Below are 19,883 nucleotides of genomic sequence, written 5' to 3' on the forward strand. Positions count from 1 at the left end.
CTCAACTTTCCATAATTCAAATAACCCAACTGTCATTTCTTACTCGCAACCACCTGCTGCATCTGCTTACCAAAGCCATCAATACCCAGCCTCATTATCTGTCCACTCTTTAAATACACCTCACTGGGCTTCACTCCCATAAGTTGGATCATTCCAGAAATAAAGACTCTAATAAGACGAGATATTGACGTAGCGTTAAGGTCAAAAGACGGATTCCATTCATCACAATCCGCAATATCTAAAGGCCTATCTGATTCTCTAAAGTCCTAATAGTAGGTTTAGAGATCAGATATAAATGAAGCACTTTTACATCAAGTTTTCTTCCAAATTACTCAGGCTTATATCCGATCTAATAACCTCAGCACCAGTGTCTAAAAACATTTTCACACTGGATAAACCTATACCTTAATCTGCGGCGGTAATCCGTAAAGAATTCAAATAGCACTATCCGTTTTAACACCATCGACTAACCGCATAATGTTAAGTGGATTCGAATTCCTTAAGGCATCAGGCAGAAGTGAATCTGGATAGTTTTGGAAGCAGTGTGGGCGCAAGAAACGATCAATGGCCAGCGTCCCTACAGATGTACCTCGTGAATCCGATGTGGCAGGAAATGGGCCACCATGAACCATAGAATCACACACTTCAACACCGGTTGGATAACCATTAATAAGAACTCGCCCTGCTTTTTCTTCAAGTAAAGAAATTAACACAGTAGATTCTAGTAGCTCATCCGACTCACCGATGACTGTAGCTGTTAGTTGACCATGCATTGCGCTAATACAATCTAATAATTCCTGTTGATCTTTCGCTTCAATAACAACAGTAGCAGGACCAAATACTTCTTCTTGAAGCAATTTATCACCACTGAGTAATAATTCTGCATCGCCTTGAAATAAATAGTTCGTAGCTTCATTATCTGAGCCCTGTGCAGCAGATAAAACCTTAACACCTGGATGGGCAATTAACGTCTCACAACCTTTTTGATAGCTCTTCAAAGTGCCGCTATTTAACATTGATTTATTCGGTTTACTCAACATCTCAGCAGTAAGTTTATTAACAAAAGTGGTGAAGCCAGGAGATCGAACGCCTATTACAACACCAGGATTTGTACAAAATTGGCCGACACCTAAAACAACTGAGTCAGAAAGCTGTGATGCAATAGTGTCACCTCTTTTACTAAGAGCCTGAGGCAACAATACAACAGGGTTAATACTACTCATTTCTGCAAATACTGGGATTGGGTGTGGTCTAGCAGCAGCCATGTCACAAATCGCTTTACCGCCATGTAGAGACCCAGTAAACCCAACAGCTTTCATCGCTGGATGTTTAACTAATGCTTCACCTACTCCAGAACCAAACACCATGCTAAAAACGCCTTCAGGCATTGAGGTTTCCTTAGCCGCTCGAAGAATGGCTAGAGCGACTTGCTCGGCAGTTCCCATGTGTCCACTATGCGCTTTAAAAACGACAGGACAGCCAGCAGCTAATGCGGAGGCAGTATCACCTCCTGCAGTGGAAAATGCTAAAGGAAAATTACTCGCGCCGAATACCACAACAGGGCCCAGACCCAAACGGCACTGTCGAATATCTGTTCGTGGTATAGGCTGCCTATTAGGCTTTGCTCTATCTATTCTTGCGTCGTAGTAATCCCCTCGTAATAGTACTTCTGCAAACAAGCGCATCTGATTACTAGTACGGCCACATTCACCTTTAATACGAGCTTTATCAAGGGCCGTTTCTTGCTCTACTAAACTAACAAAATCTTCTTTGAGCATATCAAGCTCATCTGCAATTTTGTTTAAAAATTCTGCACGACGAGTCGCTGGAAGCTTGTTATAAAAAGGAAAAGCTAATGCGGAAAGTTGACAAGCAGCATCAACTTCACTCTGCGTCGCTTGATAAAATGACGGTGTTAAATCTAGCCCTGTTGTTGCATTTTTACTCTTTAAGACAACATCACCCTCAGCACTTCGTGCACTTCCAATAAAATTGTAACCGCTATAATTAGACATAATTTTCCTATATTTTTTTACAGTTTAGGATAACTTACGCCTTGTACAGATTACTTTCTAATGGTCTTTTTTAATTAATCGATAACTAAAAGATATTGAATGGTTACTTTTTATTCTCCATACACCGCTGTGCATTGTGTTGAAGGATGTTTGCAAACTCCAACGCTGGGCCAACTAATTCATCCCCTTTCCTAGTCAAAATTCCGTAGTACTCCGGCACTAAATCCAGTGGTGTATTAAGGACACAAAGAGCTCCGCTCTCTACATGAGGCCGTACCATGGTCGTTGGTAACATGCCTATCATTGGGCCTCGCTGTAATAGCTCTAAAAACGTTTGTACGGATATCGTCACAACAATATTTTGCGGTAATGCAACCCCAGCCTTGGCAAATGATTCCTCCATCCTATTCCTGATCGGGGTTCCTTTAGGATACAAAAGCCAAGGCCACTCAAAGAGTTTATCAAGCGGTATGGCTTCCCCTCCACTTAATGGATGGTTCGAGTTCACTACCAAACAAAAATTTTCAGGCGCTAAAGGTATAAAATCAAAACTTTGCTGTTGACCTTGCTCTGAGAAACGGCCGATCGCTAGATCCAATGTTTTTTCTTCTAGCATTTTCATCAAGTTACCACTTGTCTGCTCGACAACCTCCACATTCAATAAAGGGTGTCTTTGCTTAATTTCCAAAATAGCTTCAGGCAAAACAGCGGAGGTTGCAGCAAAAATACCACCAACTTTTAGATAGCCATATCCTCCGTTATGCAAACTTTTCATTTGTTCAACAAACCCCTCAGCACTATTCAATGCTGTATGGGCATATTTTATAACATGCTCCCCTAAAGTCGTTGGAATCATGCTTCGTGGCTGTCGCTCAAAGATGTCAAAACCAAACAAACTCTCAATTTCTTTCAGCATTTTACTCACAGCAGGTTGGCTCAAATTCATATGCTGAGCGGTTACATGCATGTTTTTTGTTTTACCAAGTGAGTCTAATAAATATAAGTGCCGAAATTTTATCCAGTTACAAAAAGTGGTCATTGAAAAATTAGACATAATATAGATCCTTTTTTATTGATAACTAATAGTTATCACACAGTAACAACATCTCATTGGATTTTATCAGTATGTCATCTTAATGTAGATTTAATTAGAAAAGGAAATAGAAATTATGTCGACCAGGCTTACAAGAAAAAATACGCTCCCAGCTGATGCTTTCCAATCAACGTTAATTGGCAGAGCATGGGTACCAGGAAATCACTCAGGGCCTTCTTTAGTAACCATACGCGATGATAATGTTTTCGATTTATCTGCGCACTTTTCGACGTTGAGTGAGTTTTTAGAATCAGATAACCCTTTAGATCAACTTAATAATATTTCAGGGACTCTGTTATGCAGCCTTGATGTACTGTTAGAAAACACCCATAAAACATCTAATCCAAATCTGCCCTACTTACTAGCGCCTGCTGACCTTCAAGTGATTAAAGCTGCTGGAGTAACTTTTGCGTCCAGTATGATTGAACGTGTTATCGAAGAGCAAGCGGGTGGAAATCCTGTAAAAGCTGAAGCAATACGATCGTCAGTGCAGGAAGTAATTGGTAATAATCTTAGCTCTATTCAACCTGGATCAAAAAAAGCGGCTCAGCTTAAAAAGCTATTGATTGAAAAAGGAATGTGGTCTCAGTACTTAGAAGTAGGTATTGGACCTGACGCAGAGATTTTTACCAAAGCCCCTGTTTTATCTGCTATCGGATCTGGAAACCCTATAGGTATTCATCCAAAGTCTGAATGGAATAATCCAGAACCTGAAATTGTCTTAGCGGTAAATAGTAAAGGTAAAATACAAGGAGCCACATTGGGAAATGACGTGAATCTACGCGATTTCGAAGGTCGTAGCGCTCTTCTTCTTAGTAAAGCCAAAGACAATAATGCCTCATGTGCAATTGGCCCTTTCATTCGTCTTTTTGATGATAATTTTAGCTTGGAAGATATACATTCCTGTGATGTAACACTGAAAGTAGAAGGCGAAGATGGCTATATTCTACAAGGCCTGTCTTCAATGGATAAAATTAGCCGTAGCCCGTTAGACCTTGTTAACCAAACTATTAACGAAAATCATCAATATCCAGATGGGTTTTTATTATTTTTGGGGACCCTATTCTCTCCAACTCAAGATCGTGATCATATTGGCGCAGGTTTTACACATAAGCTAGGTGATTCGGTAATGATTAGCTCACCAAAACTTGGCACGCTCTACAACACTGTAACCCATAGCAACAATGCAAAACCTTGGGCGTTTGGGATTAGCTCACTTATCAGCAATCTAACTCATCGCGGTTTACTAAAAAAATAAAGAGACAGTCAAATGAATAATAAAAACAAACTTCATTTACGTAGCCAACAGTGGTTTGATGATCCTAGTCATGCAGATATGACTGCTTTGTATGTAGAACGCTACATGAATCAAGGTATTACTCGTGAGGAGCTTCAATCAGGTCGTCCTATAATAGGAATTGCGCAGACAGGCAGTGATCTCACTCCTTGTAACCGCCACCATATTCAACTCGCTCAGAGAATCAAAGATGGTATTCGTGATGCTGGTGGTATTCCGATGGAGTTTCCAGTGCACCCCATTGCAGAACAAAGCCGTCGTCCTACTGCAGCACTAGATAGAAACTTAGCCTATTTAGGTCTAGTAGAAATACTGCATGGTTACCCATTAGACGGAGTAGTACTCACCACAGGGTGTGATAAAACGACACCAGCCTGCTTAATGGCAGCAGCCACAACAGACCTACCTTCAATCGTATTATCAGGTGGCCCTATGCTTGACGGCCATCATAAAGGAGAATTAATCGGTTCAGGTACCGTCATTTGGAGCTCTCGTAAACTACTTGCTACAGGCAAAATTGATTACGAAGGTTTTATGGAAATGACGACAGCTGCCTCTCCCTCTATTGGCCACTGCAATACAATGGGCACCGCTTTGTCTATGAATGCCTTAGCTGAAGCTCTAGGTATGTCATTACCAGGTTGCGCCAGTATTCCAGCACCTTATCGAGAACGTGGCCAAATGGCTTATGCAACAGGCAAGCGAATATGTGAACTTGTTCTTAATGACGTTCGTCCATCAGAAATAATGACAAAAGAATCATTTCATAATGCTATCGCTGTCGCTTCAGCGCTTGGTGCATCAACAAACTGTCCACCGCATTTAATCGCAATTGCTCGTCACATGGGCATTGATCTATCTCTAAATGATTGGCAGGAAGTTGGGGAAAATATTCCTCTAATCGTGAACTGCATGCCAGCGGGTGAGCACCTTGGAGAAGGCTTTCATCGTGCCGGCGGTGTTCCTGCCGTTTTACATGAGCTACAAAAATCAGGTTACATTCATGAAAACTGTAAAACAGTTAGCGGTAAAACGATCGGTGAAATTGCACTAGCTAGCCCAACTCACAATTCTGATGTGATTTATGAGTGTGCATCACCATTAAAACATCGTGCTGGCTTTATTGTCCTTAGCGGTAACTTTTTTGACAGTGCCATTATGAAGATGTCAGTCGTCGGGGATGCTTTCAAGAAAACCTATTTATCAGAACCTGGTGCAGAAAATTCTTTTGAAGCCCGTGCAATCGTATTCGAAGGGCCTGAGGACTACCATGCTCGTATAGAGGATCCAGAACTAAACATTGATGAAAAATGTATTTTAGTTATTCGTGGCGCAGGTACAGTTGGTTATCCAGGCAGTGCCGAGGTCGTGAATATGGATCCACCTTCAGAATTAATGAAAAAAGGTGTCACTTCCTTACCTTGCTTAGGAGATGGCCGTCAAAGTGGTACATCTGCTAGTCCATCTATTCTGAATATGTCTCCTGAAGCCGCTGTTGGTGGTGGTATTGCGCTACTTCGTACCAATGACAAACTTCTAGTAGACCTCAATAATCGTTCAGTTAATCTTCTAATTGATGATGATGAAATGGCTAAACGTCGTGAAGAATGGGTTCCAAACTTTCCTGCCTCTCAAACACCTTGGCAAGAAATGTATCGCCAACTTGTTGGTCAACTCTCAACAGGTGGCTGCTTAGAGCCTGCAACCTTACATTTGAAAGTAATATCAAAAGATAAGCCACCTAGACATTCCCATTAATAAATACATTTTTAAATTACAATAATAATGGTAAGAAAATGGATTACATAATAAAAACTATTGAAAAAACTATTGAATACATGATGGCTTTAGCTTTAGCCGTCATGTTTTCTGCGGTATTCATAAATGTAATACTAAGATATTTATTTGGCTCTGGTATTGCCGCCTCTGAAGAACTATCTCGCCTTTTGTTTGTCTGGCTCATATTTATGGGATCTACGCTGGCTGTCGGTCGAAACTCACATATTGGTTTTGACCTAATTCAGAAAAAAATTCCAGCAAAATTAAGAGTCGCATGCGCGATATTGAGCCATTGCCTTATGCTTTATGCTTTGTATCTCTTCTTAGAAGGAAGTTTGAGACAATATAATATTGGTTTAAATATAAACTCGACGGTAATGAAATATCCTCTCGCAATCTTGTATTCAACTGGTCTTTTTGCATCTTTTGGTATGGGATTTTATATTCTAAGGAATTTATTTTTTATTATCTCTAAAAATAATAAATCTCATATACCTGGAGAAGTAAAATCAAATTCAGACCAAGTTAAGGAAAATGACTAATGGCCTTAGGTATATTTTTATTAAGCCTGTCAGGCTTCATGTTTTTAGGCATGCCGATAGCATTTGCTCTTGTATTAACTGGCATTACATTAATGTGGCATCTTGATTTTTTTGATGCTCAGTTAATTGCTCAAAACCTCATTAATGGTGCTGACAGCTTTCCTCTAATGGCTGTTCCTTTTTTTATCCTTGCCGGTGAAATAATGAATGCTGGAGGTATATCAAAACGTATTATCAATCTTGCAATAAGTTGTGTTGGTCATCGAAAAGGTGGACTTGGTTACGTTGCAATAATTGCCGCGGTTATTTTAGCAAGTCTGTCAGGATCTGCTATTGCTGATACTGCCGCTTTAGCAACACTACTACTACCAATGATGAGGGATAATGGCTATCCAGTTGGTCGTTCAGCGGGATTAATTGCTGCTGGCGGTATCATTGCCCCCATTATCCCTCCCAGTATGCCTTTTATCATTTTTGGTGTTACTGCGAACCAATCTATAAGCAAGCTCTTTATGGCTGGTATTGTGCCAGGCGTCATCATGGGCCTTGGCTTAGTTTTAGCTTGGAAATGGAGCATGAGATCAATCGATGTTGAGCCTCAGCCACGCCAAAGCTTCAAAACTAGACTAAAAGTAACTAAAGATGGATTTTTTGCTTTGCTTATGCCTGTCATCATCATTGGTGGATTACGTGGCGGCCTTTTTACACCTACTGAAGCGGCTGTTATTGCAGCAGGCTATGCAATGATTATTAGCCTTTTTGTTTATCGTGAAATAAAAATTCCAGATCTAGTTCCTTTGTTCATACAAGCAGCCTATACAACAAGCATTGTTATGTTCCTTTGTGCTGCCGCTATCGTTTCATCCTATATGGTGACTCTAGCTGATTTACCAGCAGAGCTCATTAGCTTACTAGAACCAATAATGGATAGCCCTAGAACATTAATGGCAACCATTGTTATCGTAATGATATTTATTGGAATGGTAATGGATTTAACACCAACAATATTAATTCTTGCTCCTGTCACTATACCCCTAGTTATTAAAGCAGGAATAGATCCTATTTATTTTGGTGTAATGTTCATTATGGTAGGTTGTGTAGGATTAATAACACCTCCTGTTGGAACGGTATTAAGTGTTGTATCAAGTGTTGCAAGAGAACCTTTAGAAAAAATAACGAAAGGCATCCTGCCATTCTTATTTACATATATTTTTATAATAATATTATTCATAATATTCCCAGAAATTGTAACAATACCAGCTAAACTATTTTACTAAACCCAGAAAAGGAAAATGAAATGAAAAAAATAAAAAAATCAAATTTATCGTTCAAATCTCTTTTAGCTATAGCTATTGGAACCACTCTAACAATAGGATCTATTAGTGCTAGCGCTCAGGATGTTAACTCTCGAATTATTCGATTTGGTTATGGCCTTAATCAAGATAGTAAACAAGGTCGTGCAGTAGAAACATTCAAGGAAGAGGTAAGTCGTTTATCTGATGGGAAATTTAAAGTCAAAGGCTTTGCTAACGCTTTATTAGGAAATGAAAATCAAATGCAAAATGCGCTCATTGGCGGCGCACAGGAAATGATGATAACAGCAACATCATCATTAATTGGGATAGATAAACGCTTTGCCATTTGGGATTTGCCATTCATGTTTGATGAAGCATCTCAAGCCGACAAAGTTTTAGATGGAAAATTTGGACAAGGGCTACTAGACGGATTAGAAAAGCATGGTGTTGTTGGTTTAGTTTATTGGGAAAATGGCTTTCGTGATTTAACTAATTCAAAACGTCCAATCAAAACGATGGATGACTTAGATGGTGTGAAATTACGTGTCATGCAAAATCCTATGTACCTTGAACTTTTTAATGACATGGGGGCCAATGCAATTCCAATGGCATTCTCAGAATTATTTACAGCCTTAGAAACGGGAGCTGTAGATGGCCAAGAAAATCCTTATAGTACCATTCAATCTAGCAAATTTTATGAAGTACAAAAGTATCTTAGCCAAACACATCACGTTTATAGTCCTTGGGTTATGCTAATAAGTAAACCTTTTTGGGATAAGCTAAGTAACGATGAAAAAACTATTATTAAAAAAGCAGCAATTACATCTAGAACATCTGAAAGGAAAGACAGTAGAGAGCAAGCTGAAAAATCTTTAGCTTATCTAAAAACAAAAATGGAAGTTAATAGCATTGCTCCTGAAGAATTGGAAAAAATGAGAGCATCCGCTAGAACAGTGATCAACGCCCAAGGAAAAGAACTTGGTCAGGATCTACTTGATGAATTCCTAGTAGCAGTAGACGAGTCGAAAACTAAATAAAAATATCTAATGTTTTTTTATAAAATTCGATCAATAAATTTCATTTTAAGGGATCATTAGTCTTATGAAACTAAAAAAATCAGAATCTAATGATTTCTTAAATGAAATCATTAAAATAGTGAATGTAAAAAATGTAATAACAGATATAAAAAAAACTACAAATTACTATAAAGGTTTTCGTTTTGGGGAGGGAACGGCGTTAGCTGTCATCATCCCTAATAGCCTTACTGAGCTTTGGAAAGTAGCTAAACAATGTGTGCAATTTGATGTCATTATGATTATGCAAGCTGCGAATACAGGCTTAACAGGCGGTTCTACACCATACGGTGAATACGATCGAGATACTGTTATTATAAGTACGGTAAAAATAAAAACGATACAAATTATAAATAATGGAAAACAAGTAATATCATTTCCAGGTAGTTGCTTGTATGAATTAGAAAATAAACTAAAAAAATATAATCGTGAGCCACATTCAGTTATTGGCTCATCTTGCATTGGCGCTTCTATTATAGGAGGTATTTGTAATAATTCAGGTGGATCCTTACTTCAACGAGGACCAGCCTATACTGAAATGTCTTTGTACGCTCAAATAGATGAAAATCAAAATTTAAACCTAATCAATCATCTCGGTATTGATTTAGGTGAAAGCCCAGAAGAAATATTACTTTCCCTTGAAAACAACACATACACAGAAGATGATATAAAACACACTTCGTGTTCTGCAAGCGATAATAAATATCAAAAACGAGTGCGTAATATAAACTCAAACACACCGTCACGATTTAACAACGACCCAAGACTTCTCTTCGAAGCATCAGGTTGTGCTGGAAAGCTTATTGTATTTGCTGTTCGATTAGACACCTTTCCTAAGCAAAAAAAAGAAAAAGTTTATTACATTGGTTGTAATGAAACAGCAACATTAACTCGTCTACGACGAGACATTCTAAGCAACTTCGAAAACTTACCCGTTTCTGCTGAATATATACATCGTGACTATTTCGATGTATGCAATAAATATGGAAAAGATTCATTTTTAGTCATACATAAATTAGGCAGTGAAATAATGCCTAAACTTTTTTCATTGAAAAATCGTATTGATCGTTTTTTTTCACAGTGGTCTTTTCTGCCTCTAAATATTTCAGATCGAGTATTGCAAACAATAGCCACTTTATTTCCAAATCATTTACCCAAGAGGATACGACATTATCGAAATCAATATGAACATCATTTGATGCTTCACATGTCTGATGATGGTGTCGAAGAAGCTCAGAACTATCTTAGCGTCTTTTTTCAAAACCATGAAGGTGACTATTTAGAATGCAGTGAGGACGAAGGAAAAAAAGCGTTTTTAAATAGATTTGTTGCTGGAGGTGCCGCAAAAAGATACCACACCTTAAACCCTAAATCTGGTGACATTATGGCTCTTGATATCGCATTACGCCGAAATGAAACTGAGTGGTTTGAAACACTCCCCCCAGAGCTAGATAAGCTTTTTGAGGCTAAATTATACAATGGACACTTTATGTGCCACGTAATGCACCAAGATTACATTTTAAAAATTGGTGTAGACACGGATGAAGTGAAAAATCAGTTACTGGCCTTTTTTGATAAAAAAGGGGCTGAATACCCTGCAGAGCATAATGTAGGGCAACTTTATAAAGCTAAAGAAGGCTTAGAGCGATTTTATAAAAAAATAGATCCAACCAATAGTTTAAACCCGGGCATAGGCAAAACAAAAAAGAATAAATATTGGCAAGATTGACGGTATTCTGTACAACTTAATCAGCCGCTTCTACTTAGCTTTTATCATTAAAATCATATAGTTAAAAACCGTACTATCCAATAAAATATTGATCTTTTAAAAAAGTCATAATGGCACCTAGGTGGTGTTCCCCTGTAAATCATTTTATAAATAATCACAAATAGCGAAGGGTATTTTGATATCCAAAATGATCAGAAAATAATTTGGTCATATTTTGGTCATATTTTGGTCACAAGTGAAAAAAGCTACTATTTTGGGCTCATAGGGCAAAGGACGCTTAATTAATATCACTTTAAATTATGATGCTGGTACTAAAGAAGGGATTAGATATAACTAAGTAGAGTTAATCGATATAACTCATTGAATAAATTAGATAAATGGTACACCCGAGAGGGTTCGAACCTCCGGCCTTCGCCTCCGGAGGGCGACGCTCTATCCAGCTGAGCTACGGATGCATTACATTTAATCAATCCACAGTGAGTGGATTTAATAGGCGTATTCTAAAGGAAAACACTGAGGATTCTAGTGTTAAACGCCAGAAAGCTGGAATATTCTCCATTTATTTTTTAAGTCTTCGTTTTGTGCCTGCCTGTGCTTCGATGAACCGTTTCTAATTTAATCAATTTAGTGGTCAGATGCGGGTCAAACTAGCGTAATTTTTTTACGGTCTGCTGGCGCTTTAACGGTATACTTAGCGCTATATTTCGACTATTTATGACATAAGGATTTCTTGTGACGCTATTTCCTTCACTATCTCTTCATCGTCTGCTGTTGATTGGCAGCGCACTGTTCTTGGCCAATATGGCTCACGCCAATGAGCAAAGCACCAATGCCATTGAAGCTCGCATCGCGCCAGTCGGAAAAGTCTGTATTGAAGGGCAATCGTGCCAACAAGATGCCGTAGCAACGCCAGTCGCTAACGTGGCACCTGCGAAGGAGTACACAGGCCGAGCCGGCGAGAAAATCTACAATACGTATTGCATCGCTTGTCACTCTACTGGCGCAGCAGGCGCACCTCGTGTCGGCAATATTAAAGAATGGCAGCCTCATATCGCTAAAGGCATGGACACTCTACTGAAGGACGCCATTAAAGGTGTTGGCGCTATGCCACCAAGAGGTATTTGTTCGAACTGTACCGATGAAGAGCTAAAACACACGATTCAATACATGATAGATAAAAGCCAGTAGGCGATTTCTGTAGGTTAGTAAAAAAGAGACTTTTAGGTCTCTTTTTTACTATGTTCTATTAAGAATTCAACATGGCTTTAAGAGCGGATAGCGAGGCTTGACCGCGCTCTTTTTTAACGCTTTCAGACTCGTCGCTGCGCCCTTCCCAGACAAGATCTTCTTCTGGCAATTCATCTAGGAAACGGCTGGGTAAACAATCAATTTCTTCGCCATACTGTCGACGTTTTGCGGCAAGCGTAATACATAAAGTTCGTTTTGCTCGTGTAATGCCCACATACGCCAGACGACGCTCTTCTTCAATATCATCATTTTCGATGCTATTGCGATGTGGCAGCAATTCTTCTTCACAGCCAATCAAGAATACATGCGGATACTCTAAGCCTTTAGATGCGTGTAACGTCAGAAGCTGAACTTTATCTTCGTCTTCTTCCTCTTCTTGGCGCTCTAGCATATCAATCAACAATAGCTTACTAATGGCTTGATCTAAGCCTGCGCTTTCATCTTCTTCCCACGCGGTTTCCATCATGCGTTGAATCGATTCAAGTAAGAATCGCACGTTTTCGATGCGACGCTCTGCCATTTTAGGCGAACTAGACTGCTCTTGAATCCAACTATAATAATCCATGTCAAAAATCATTTGTTCGATAATTGGCACAGGAGAAGCCCCTTCCAGACGCTTGCGTAAAGTTGACATCCAATGCTCAAACTCATGCAAACTCTTCAACGGTCGACCCGATACCGACTCTTCGAGCTCTTTATAACCCGATGCTTCAAATAGGCTCACGTTTCGTTGAGTCGCCAAATTACCCACTTTTTCCAATGTAGCAGGACCAATTTCGCGGCGAGGTAAATTAACAACACGCAAAAAGGCATTATCGTCAGCAGGGTTTACCAGCAAACGTAAATACCCCATTAAATCTTTGATTTCAGCTCGCGAGAAGAACGAAGTACCACCGTTCATTTTATAAGGAATACGGTAAGCTTGGAGCTTAATTTCCAGTAGCCGTGCTTGGTGATTACCACGATACAAGATCGCAAAATCCCGATAAGGAATGTCATGACGTAAATGGCGAGATTGTATCTCCGCGGCCACTCGCTCTGCTTCGGCGTCTTCGTTGCGCGTTACCATTACTCGAATCGGATCGCCCTCGCCCAAGTCACTCCACAACGCTTTATCGTAAACGTGGGGGTTATTGGCAATTAAGGTATTGGCCGCTTTAAGAATGGTCTTAGTAGAACGGTAATTTTGCTCCAACTTCACCAATTTTAAATTAGGGTAATCGACCGATAAGCGTTCAAGATTTTCCGGACGAGCGCCACGCCAAGCATAAATAGATTGGTCGTCGTCTCCTACTAAGGTGAAACAACGACGGTAACCTGCCAGCAAGCGAATCAGCTCATATTGACTGGCATTCGTATCCTGACACTCATCCACCAGCAAATATCGCACTTTTTTCTGCCATTTATCACGCAATGGCTCGTCGGCCATCAAGAGGCTCACTGGCAATAATATCAAGTCATCAAAATCCACCGCATTGTAAGCGCGTAAATAACGCTGATATTGCACATACACTTGCGACGCCAACAGAAACTCTTCCGTATCGGCATTCATAGTGGCTTCTTGTGGCGTGGTTAAATCGTTTTTCCAATTAGAGATAGTGGTCTGGCAGAAAGCCGCAGCGTCGGTTTGTTCGTTAAATTCTTTGTTTAGAATTTCTTTAATCAGCGACAGGGAATCTTGCGAATCAAATAAAGTAAAACCTTCTTTAAGGCCCGCTTTACGAAACTCTTTTCTTAAGATGTTTAAGCCTAGGCGGTGAAACGTCGAAATACTAAGACCACGACTTTCTTGTTTGGAGAGCATACTAACAACCCGCTCTTTCATTTCGCGAGCCGCTTTGTTCGTAAAGGTTACCGCAATAATACTATTGGCTTTAAAGCCGCAAGTTTGTATTAAATAGGCGATTTTAGTGGTGATTACACTGGTTTTACCCGACCCAGCCCCAGCGAGCACCAATAATGGTCCATCAATTTTTTTAACCGCATCAAGTTGTCGCTCATTGAGATTTCGTAAACGCTGGGATATGGAAGGTAAGGATTCACTCATGACACACTCTGGTTTTACCACTATAAAAATCAGCGTCTAGTGTACCTGACTCTGTCTTTCCTCGCACAAGCTTAGTGCTTTCTTGAGACAAATAAACGTCTACAAAAAAGGGAGCGATTTTCATCACTCCCTTTTTATTATGCTAAGTTATTACCGTAGAAATCGATATTAATCGTTCGTCTCTGACTTAGTTTCTTCAACAGGACGTCGGCTCCAGTAACTTGCCAACAAAGAGCCTGAAATATTGTGCCAAACACTGAACAAAGTACCTGGTAATGCAGCAACAGGACTAAAGAACTTAATCGCTAATGCAGCCGCTAACCCTGAATTTTGTAGGCCAACTTCAAAAGCAATCGTTCGACAAACACGTTTGTCGAAGCCCAATAGGTACGTAACCCAATAACCCAACGTTAAACCAATTGCGTTATGAATAATAACCGCCGCCGCAACAATCAGGCCGACTTCTGCTAGGCGCGAAGAACTTAAAGCCACCACAATGGCAATAATCAATACAATGGCAAACATCGAAATATAAGGTAAAACCACTTCTGCTTTGCGGACAAAGTCAGAAAAGAAAACATTGATCAATACACCTGCTGCCACCGGCACCAAGACTATTTTAACCAGGCTTAACAACATCGACATAGCGGGTACATCAACACTCGTTCCAATCATCAAAGACACAAGGAAAGGTGTTAATACCACGCCAAGTAAAGTTGAAATGGCCGTCATGGAAATTGACAAGGCGGTGTCACCTTTTGCCAAATAACACATGACGTTAGAAGACGTTCCGCCAGCTACGCTGCCCACAAGCAACATACCTACTGTCAATTGAGTATTAAACCCAAAGCAGAAAGCCACACCAAAAGCCGCAATAGGCATAATTAGGAATTGTAATAAAACCCCCACCATGACTGCTTTGCGATTTTTAAGCACTTCTTTGAAGTCCTTAGGACTAAGCGTTAATCCCATGGCCAACATAATAATCATTAATAAAGGGATAATTTGCGACTTAAGATCAACAAACAAAGAAGGCTGAAAATACGCCAACGCGGATAACAATACCGCCCACAAAGGAAACAACTGGATAACCATAACCCACTACTCCGATAGATGTATTACTGGTATCACACATTAAAAACATGCAATGCCAATAGCACCATATATGTCATTATTATAAGAAACTGAATAGAAAATACCCGAAAATAGGCTCATCTCCCTCCAGTGAGAAGGGATTGTACCGGATAGGTAAATGGTATCAATATGTAAATAAAAAGATCACGACTGAAAAAAGCAATTAATCCTGCTTATAGTAGTCCTCGATGATTTAATACAGGTTTTAATGCTAACTCTAGTTTGTCACAGCACCTACTAAGGTTTTTTCCATCTTTCGATAGCTTAGCGATTCCATTAAATGCGCCCTCATTACTTCTGTGCCATTTAGATCTGCCAAGGTTAACGCCACTTTTAATACACGATGGTAGGCACGGGCAGATAACTTTAAGGTTTCCAACGCCTGTTGCATAAACGCTTTGTCTTCTTCATTAAGCGCACAAATCGACTCCAGTTGGCGCCCCGACAATTGCGCATTCTGAACACCCTGGCGGGCCCGCTGACGCGCCACAGCTTGCTCAACCCGTTGTCGAATCGCGACACTGCTTTCACCTTCTTCTTGAGCATTAACCAACACACTCGAAGGCAAAGGAGGGACTTCCACATGCAAATCAATTCGATCTAAGAAAGGCGCTGAAAGCTTTTTAAGGTATTTCTGACTCGCACTAGATTGGTAATAATCTTGTCCACCGGTATAAGCTTCATTACTGGCGTTCATCGCGGCCACCAGCTGAAACCGCGCTGGAAACGTCACTTGCCCACGCGCTCTAGAGATATGCACTTCTCCGCTTTCTAATGGTTCGCGCAGTACTTCTAATACCTTGCGATCAAATTCTGGCAGCTCATCCAAAAACAAAACACCGCAATGGGCTAACGAGGCTTCCCCCGGTTTAGGTATGGAACCGCCTCCTACCAATGCAGCAGCCGAGCTAGAATGATGAGGCGAACGAAATGGGCGCTCTGACCAGTGCCAATCCACTCCCATTTTACGTCCTGCAACAGATTGCACAGAGGCGACTTCCAAGGCTTCGCTCTCGGTCATCGCTGGCATAATGCTAGGCAAACGCGATGCCAGCATGGTTTTCCCTGTTCCTGCAGGGCCAATAAATAAGAGGTTATGACCTCCAGCCGCCGCAACCTCTAACGCTCTTCTGGCTTGATACTGGCCTTTTACATCCTTCATATCTTTATGAGTAACGATCGTTTTCTTTATGGGGTCATTAACACAAGTGGGTAATTGGGATAACTTTAGTAAGTGCGCAGTAACTTGCGTTAATTGGGATGCAAACACAGAATCCCCTTCAACTAACGCCGCTTCATACTGATTGTCCGCGGGTAAAATAAGCTGCCGACCAGATTCATGACACGCAATCGCCGACGGCAACAGACCAGGCACGCCACGTATTTCACCAGACAAGGCAAGCTCACCAATAAATTCAAAAACACGTAGATTCACATCGCCCAATTGACCGGAGGCTGCAAGCACACTAATAGCAATGGCTAAATCATATCGACCGCCCTCTTTGGGCAAATCTGCGGGTGCTAAATTGATGGTGACGCGGCGGGTTGGGAACTCAAAACAACTGTTAATGATTGCACTGCGTACGCGGTCTTTTGACTCTCGAACCGCCGCTTCCGGCAAGCCAACAATATTTAGCGAAGGTAGGCCATTGGATATATGAGTTTCTACCGTAACCAGTGGGGACGCCACGCCAACTCGGGCACGGCCATAGATAGTTGCTAAGCTCACGATCACTCCTTGATCTTTTATTGAATCGAGCCATCCAGCTCGAAGATTTACACGTATAACCCATTAACCAACGTTTGTTTTTACACAAACCTACTCTATTGCTGGAGCACACGATGAACCAAATTAATCCAAACAAATTACCGCTGTCTAAATGGACATCGACGTCACCCAAACAAAAAGAGAAGCATTTCATTGTCACCAAACTCATCAAAGATGAACAAGAAAACGTGATTGAGTGCATTCTTGAAGCCGTGCTAACACGAAAACAGTACACCCTTCCTTGGCATGACCTGAAATCTTCTGAGCATTGGTTACAAGGCTGGCAGTCATAACGACAAGGTTAGCCAGCCTATAAAAATACTATTTTTCGTCAGTATCTGCTTTCGCCACGGTTTGTTTAGCAGATGCTCTTTTCGCTGGGGCTTTTTTAGGTTCTGAGGCGTCTGCCGTTTTTTCTAATTCTGCAATCCTCGCTTCCAACGTAACCAAACGTTCACGATATTTACCCAGCATAGCCGCCTGCAATTCAAACTCTTCACGAGTCACCAAATCCATCTTAGTCAGCGTGTTTTTTGCGACCTGATGTAATTGTGTCTGAATTTCTTCCTTTGGTAACTTTCCCAAAATGTCGACTGTGTGCTCTAGTCCTGAACCTAATTGCTTAATAAACTGATCGATCATATGCCCCTCTTACTTCATTCTATTTACCTCATAGTATAGAAGCCCACACTATCTCTGTCTTGGATAATTAGTTAAATAATGCCATTAAATCGCGGAATGACTCTTCGTAATAACGTCTATACGCGTGATTTTTGTGCAGTAAAATAAAGCAGACACACTTTACCCGCATGTATGTAGAGATAAAAAGCACCGCTATCAATGAATACACACAGACATTTCGGTTTAAGAGCAAATAGATAACAAAAATGCTTAATAGATCAGTAAACAAGAAAACACGCACCACATAGATGCAAAACCACCTAAAAGCAGCCCTACCACTCGCACCAAAAAAGACCGCGGCACGACCTTTTTGCTTCCTCATTTACAACAACTTAACAGCACAGCCCTTTTGCCATAAGGGTTTTGGTAATGTGGCACGCATATTGAATAAAGACTATTACCTGCGATACGACAACAAAACAGACTTTTAAAGGAGACTGTGGGTATGAAGCTTATAACTGCCATCATCAAACCATTTAAACTCGATGATGTTCGAGAAGCACTTTCTGAAATCGGTGTACAAGGTATTACCGTGACAGAAGTGAAAGGATTCGGACGTCAGAAAGGTCATACAGAACTATACCGCGGTGCGGAATACGTTGTGGATTTTCTACCAAAAGTAAAAATCGAACTTGCGATTGCTGACGACATGACTGACCAAGTGGTAGAAGCCATTTCTGGTGCAGCTAATACTGGAAAAATCGGCGACGGTAAAATCTTTATCGTTAACCTTGAACAAGCGGTTCGTATTCGTACCGGCGAAACTGGCGAAGACGCAGTTTAACGCTCGCTCGTATCTAATTAGCCTTTAGGGGGGCGAAACATGCAAGATCAAATTTTTCAATTACAATACGCGATGGATACCTTTTACTTCCTAGTAATGGGTGCCTTAGTAATGTGGATGGCAGCTGGGTTTGCCATGTTAGAAGCGGGCCTTGTGCGCTCTAAAAACACCACAGAAATTCTTACCAAAAACGTGGCACTGTATGCAATCGCTTGCATCATGTACTTTATTTGCGGCTACGCAGTAATGTACGGCGGCACTTGGTTCCTAACGGGCATCCAAGATGTAGACGTTAATAAAACACTGGCTGATTTTGCCGGTCGTGAAGGCGGTTTCGAAGGCGGATCTATTTACGCTACGGCTTCTGACTTCTTCTTCCAAGTAGTATTCGTTGCGACGGCTATGTCGATCGTCTCTGGTGCTGTAGCGGAACGTATGAAGCTTTGGTCATTCCTAGTGTTTGCGGTTGTTATGACAGGCTTTATTTACCCAATGGAAGGATCTTGGACATGGGGTGGTAAATCTGTATTCGGTATGTTCAGCCTTGGCGACATTGGTTTCTCTGATTTTGCAGGTTCCGGTATTGTTCATTTAGCAGGCGCTTCTGCAGCACTTGCTGGTGTATTGGTACTGGGTGCTCGTAAAGGAAAATATGGCCCTAACGGCGAAGTCCGCGCTATCCCTGGTGCTAACCTACCATTAGCAACACTAGGTACTTTCATCCTTTGGATGGGTTGGTTCGGTTTCAACGGTGGCTCTGTTCTTAAGCTTGGCGATATTGCCAGTGCAAACTCAGTAGCTATGGTGTTCTTGAACACTAACGCTGCGGCCGCTGGTGGTGCTGTTGCCGCCCTTCTACTAGGTCGTATCTTGTTCGGTAAAGCCGATCTGACTATGCTATTAAACGGTGCATTGGCTGGCCTTGTGGCTATCACTGCAGAGCCTTCTACACCATCTGCATTAAGCGCCACTTTAATTGGTGTTGTCGGTGGACTGATTGTTGTTATTGCGATCCTTACTCTAGATAAACTGAAAATTGATGATCCAGTGGGCGCTATCTCTGTTCACGGTGTGGTTGGTCTTTGGGGTCTATTAGCGGTTCCTCTAACTAACAGCGGTACGACTTTCTTTGGTCAAATCGCCGGCGCATTAACCATCTTCGTTTGGGTATTCGTAACAAGCTTGATCGTTTGGTTAATCATCAAAGCGGTAATGGGCATACGAGTTACTGAAGAAGAAGAATACGAAGGTGTTGACCTTTCTGAATGTGGTATGGAAGCGTACCCTGAATTCAATAAAGGCTAAGTAACCTTGTTCTTCTAGCCTCACGCTAGAAAATAGTTTAAATAAAAAACCTCGCTTCGGCGGGGTTTTCTTTTTTTCTGGTAAGCTACTTTA

At 41.0% G+C, this 19,883-nt stretch carries 16 protein-coding genes and 1 tRNA gene; 10 read left to right on the top strand and 7 right to left on the bottom strand.

Going from position 1 to position 19,883, the window contains the following annotated elements:
* Nucleotides 1-434: 434 nt before the first annotated feature.
* Nucleotides 435-2,015 carry an aldehyde dehydrogenase (NADP(+)) gene (locus tag E0D70_RS15910; RefSeq protein ID WP_133013258.1) on the bottom strand — a complete coding sequence of 527 codons (1,581 nt, stop codon included), beginning with the start codon at nt 2,013-2,015 and terminating at the stop codon, nt 435-437.
* Nucleotides 2,016-2,118: 103 nt separating this feature from the next.
* The gene (locus E0D70_RS15915) at nt 2,119-3,069 is read right to left on the bottom strand and encodes a LysR family transcriptional regulator (protein WP_133013259.1); all 951 of its coding nucleotides are present in this window, start codon (nt 3,067-3,069) and stop codon (nt 2,119-2,121) included.
* Between the two features lie 115 nt (nt 3,070-3,184).
* Between E0D70_RS15915 and E0D70_RS15920 the strand changes: the two genes are divergently transcribed.
* The 6 genes from E0D70_RS15920 (at nt 3,185) to dld (ending at nt 10,823) form a co-directional block, all read left to right on the top strand.
* Entirely contained in the window at nt 3,185-4,366 is a 1,182-nt protein-coding gene (locus tag E0D70_RS15920; RefSeq protein WP_133013260.1) for a fumarylacetoacetate hydrolase family protein, read from the top strand.
* Nucleotides 4,367-4,378: 12 nt separating this feature from the next.
* Nucleotides 4,379-6,163, top strand: coding sequence for an IlvD/Edd family dehydratase (locus E0D70_RS15925; protein WP_133013261.1), 1,785 nt, complete (start codon nt 4,379-4,381; stop codon nt 6,161-6,163).
* A gap of 38 nt (nt 6,164-6,201) precedes the next feature.
* Nucleotides 6,202-6,726, top strand: a complete 525-nt coding sequence (locus E0D70_RS15930) for a TRAP transporter small permease (protein WP_133013262.1) — start codon at nt 6,202-6,204, stop codon at nt 6,724-6,726.
* Nucleotides 6,726-8,003, top strand: a complete 1,278-nt coding sequence (locus E0D70_RS15935) for a TRAP transporter large permease (protein ID WP_133013263.1) — start codon at nt 6,726-6,728, stop codon at nt 8,001-8,003. The genes E0D70_RS15930 and E0D70_RS15935 overlap by 1 nt, the downstream gene beginning before the upstream one ends.
* A gap of 20 nt (nt 8,004-8,023) precedes the next feature.
* The gene (locus E0D70_RS15940) at nt 8,024-9,058 is read left to right on the top strand and encodes a TRAP transporter substrate-binding protein (RefSeq protein WP_133013264.1); all 1,035 of its coding nucleotides are present in this window, start codon (nt 8,024-8,026) and stop codon (nt 9,056-9,058) included.
* A gap of 64 nt (nt 9,059-9,122) precedes the next feature.
* Complete coding sequence (dld, locus tag E0D70_RS15945; protein ID WP_133013265.1) at nt 9,123-10,823, top strand: D-lactate dehydrogenase; 1,701 nt, start codon at nt 9,123-9,125, stop codon at nt 10,821-10,823.
* A gap of 378 nt (nt 10,824-11,201) precedes the next feature.
* Here dld and E0D70_RS15950 read toward each other — a convergent pair.
* Nucleotides 11,202-11,278, bottom strand: a tRNA-Arg gene (locus E0D70_RS15950).
* A 277-nt stretch (nt 11,279-11,555) separates the two neighbouring features.
* Here E0D70_RS15950 and E0D70_RS15955 point away from each other — a divergent pair.
* On the top strand, nt 11,556-12,011 hold the full coding sequence (locus E0D70_RS15955; protein ID WP_240537171.1) for a c-type cytochrome: 456 nt from the start codon (nt 11,556-11,558) through the stop codon (nt 12,009-12,011).
* 58 nt (nt 12,012-12,069) lie between these two features.
* Here E0D70_RS15955 and rep read toward each other — a convergent pair whose 3' ends face one another.
* The 3 genes from rep to E0D70_RS15970 form a co-directional block, all read right to left on the bottom strand.
* Nucleotides 12,070-14,118 (bottom strand): DNA helicase Rep, encoded by a 2,049-nt coding sequence (gene rep, locus E0D70_RS15960; RefSeq protein ID WP_133013266.1) that lies wholly within the window; start codon nt 14,116-14,118, stop codon nt 12,070-12,072.
* Between the two features lie 168 nt (nt 14,119-14,286).
* Nucleotides 14,287-15,213 carry a bile acid:sodium symporter family protein gene (locus tag E0D70_RS15965; RefSeq protein WP_133013267.1) on the bottom strand — a complete coding sequence of 309 codons (927 nt, stop codon included), beginning with the start codon at nt 15,211-15,213 and terminating at the stop codon, nt 14,287-14,289.
* Between the two features lie 256 nt (nt 15,214-15,469).
* Nucleotides 15,470-16,981, bottom strand: a complete 1,512-nt coding sequence (locus tag E0D70_RS15970) for a YifB family Mg chelatase-like AAA ATPase (RefSeq protein ID WP_133013268.1) — start codon at nt 16,979-16,981, stop codon at nt 15,470-15,472.
* Nucleotides 16,982-17,094: 113 nt separating this feature from the next.
* On the opposite strand from E0D70_RS15970, the gene E0D70_RS15975 reads away from it, so the two are divergent.
* Entirely contained in the window at nt 17,095-17,313 is a 219-nt protein-coding gene (locus E0D70_RS15975; protein WP_133013269.1) for a TIGR02450 family Trp-rich protein, read from the top strand.
* 28 nt (nt 17,314-17,341) lie between these two features.
* Here the strand turns inward: E0D70_RS15975 and E0D70_RS15980 are convergent, their stop codons facing one another.
* Nucleotides 17,342-17,662: an accessory factor UbiK family protein gene (locus tag E0D70_RS15980; RefSeq protein WP_133013270.1), complete on the bottom strand. Its 321-nt coding sequence runs from the start codon at nt 17,660-17,662 to the stop codon at nt 17,342-17,344.
* A gap of 484 nt (nt 17,663-18,146) precedes the next feature.
* Between E0D70_RS15980 and glnK the strand changes: the two genes are divergently transcribed.
* Nucleotides 18,147-18,485, top strand: coding sequence for a P-II family nitrogen regulator (glnK, locus tag E0D70_RS15985; RefSeq protein WP_133002648.1), 339 nt, complete (start codon nt 18,147-18,149; stop codon nt 18,483-18,485).
* Nucleotides 18,486-18,524: 39 nt separating this feature from the next.
* Complete coding sequence (locus tag E0D70_RS15990; RefSeq protein WP_133013271.1) at nt 18,525-19,790, top strand: ammonium transporter; 1,266 nt, start codon at nt 18,525-18,527, stop codon at nt 19,788-19,790.
* Nucleotides 19,791-19,883: the final 93 nt, after the last annotated feature.

This window comes from Marinomonas flavescens, from assembly GCF_004352835.1.
In the GTDB taxonomy this organism is placed as follows: domain Bacteria; phylum Pseudomonadota; class Gammaproteobacteria; order Pseudomonadales; family Marinomonadaceae; genus Marinomonas; species Marinomonas flavescens.

Coding starts and splice junctions, on each gene's coding strand:
- E0D70_RS15910 (WP_133013258.1), bottom strand. CDS start 2,015: ATGTCTAATTATAGCGGTTACAATTTTATTGGAAGTGCACGAAGTGCT.
- E0D70_RS15915 (WP_133013259.1), bottom strand. CDS start 3,069: ATGTCTAATTTTTCAATGACCACTTTTTGTAACTGGATAAAATTTCGG.
- E0D70_RS15920 (WP_133013260.1), top strand. CDS start 3,185: ATGTCGACCAGGCTTACAAGAAAAAATACGCTCCCAGCTGATGCTTTC.
- E0D70_RS15925 (WP_133013261.1), top strand. CDS start 4,379: ATGAATAATAAAAACAAACTTCATTTACGTAGCCAACAGTGGTTTGAT.
- E0D70_RS15930 (WP_133013262.1), top strand. CDS start 6,202: ATGGATTACATAATAAAAACTATTGAAAAAACTATTGAATACATGATG.
- E0D70_RS15935 (WP_133013263.1), top strand. CDS start 6,726: ATGGCCTTAGGTATATTTTTATTAAGCCTGTCAGGCTTCATGTTTTTA.
- E0D70_RS15940 (WP_133013264.1), top strand. CDS start 8,024: ATGAAAAAAATAAAAAAATCAAATTTATCGTTCAAATCTCTTTTAGCT.
- dld (WP_133013265.1), top strand. CDS start 9,123: ATGAAACTAAAAAAATCAGAATCTAATGATTTCTTAAATGAAATCATT.
- rep (WP_133013266.1), bottom strand. CDS start 14,118: ATGAGTGAATCCTTACCTTCCATATCCCAGCGTTTACGAAATCTCAAT.
- E0D70_RS15965 (WP_133013267.1), bottom strand. CDS start 15,213: ATGGTTATCCAGTTGTTTCCTTTGTGGGCGGTATTGTTATCCGCGTTG.
- E0D70_RS15975 (WP_133013269.1), top strand. CDS start 17,095: ATGAACCAAATTAATCCAAACAAATTACCGCTGTCTAAATGGACATCG.
- E0D70_RS15980 (WP_133013270.1), bottom strand. CDS start 17,662: ATGATCGATCAGTTTATTAAGCAATTAGGTTCAGGACTAGAGCACACA.
- glnK (WP_133002648.1), top strand. CDS start 18,147: ATGAAGCTTATAACTGCCATCATCAAACCATTTAAACTCGATGATGTT.
- E0D70_RS15990 (WP_133013271.1), top strand. CDS start 18,525: ATGCAAGATCAAATTTTTCAATTACAATACGCGATGGATACCTTTTAC.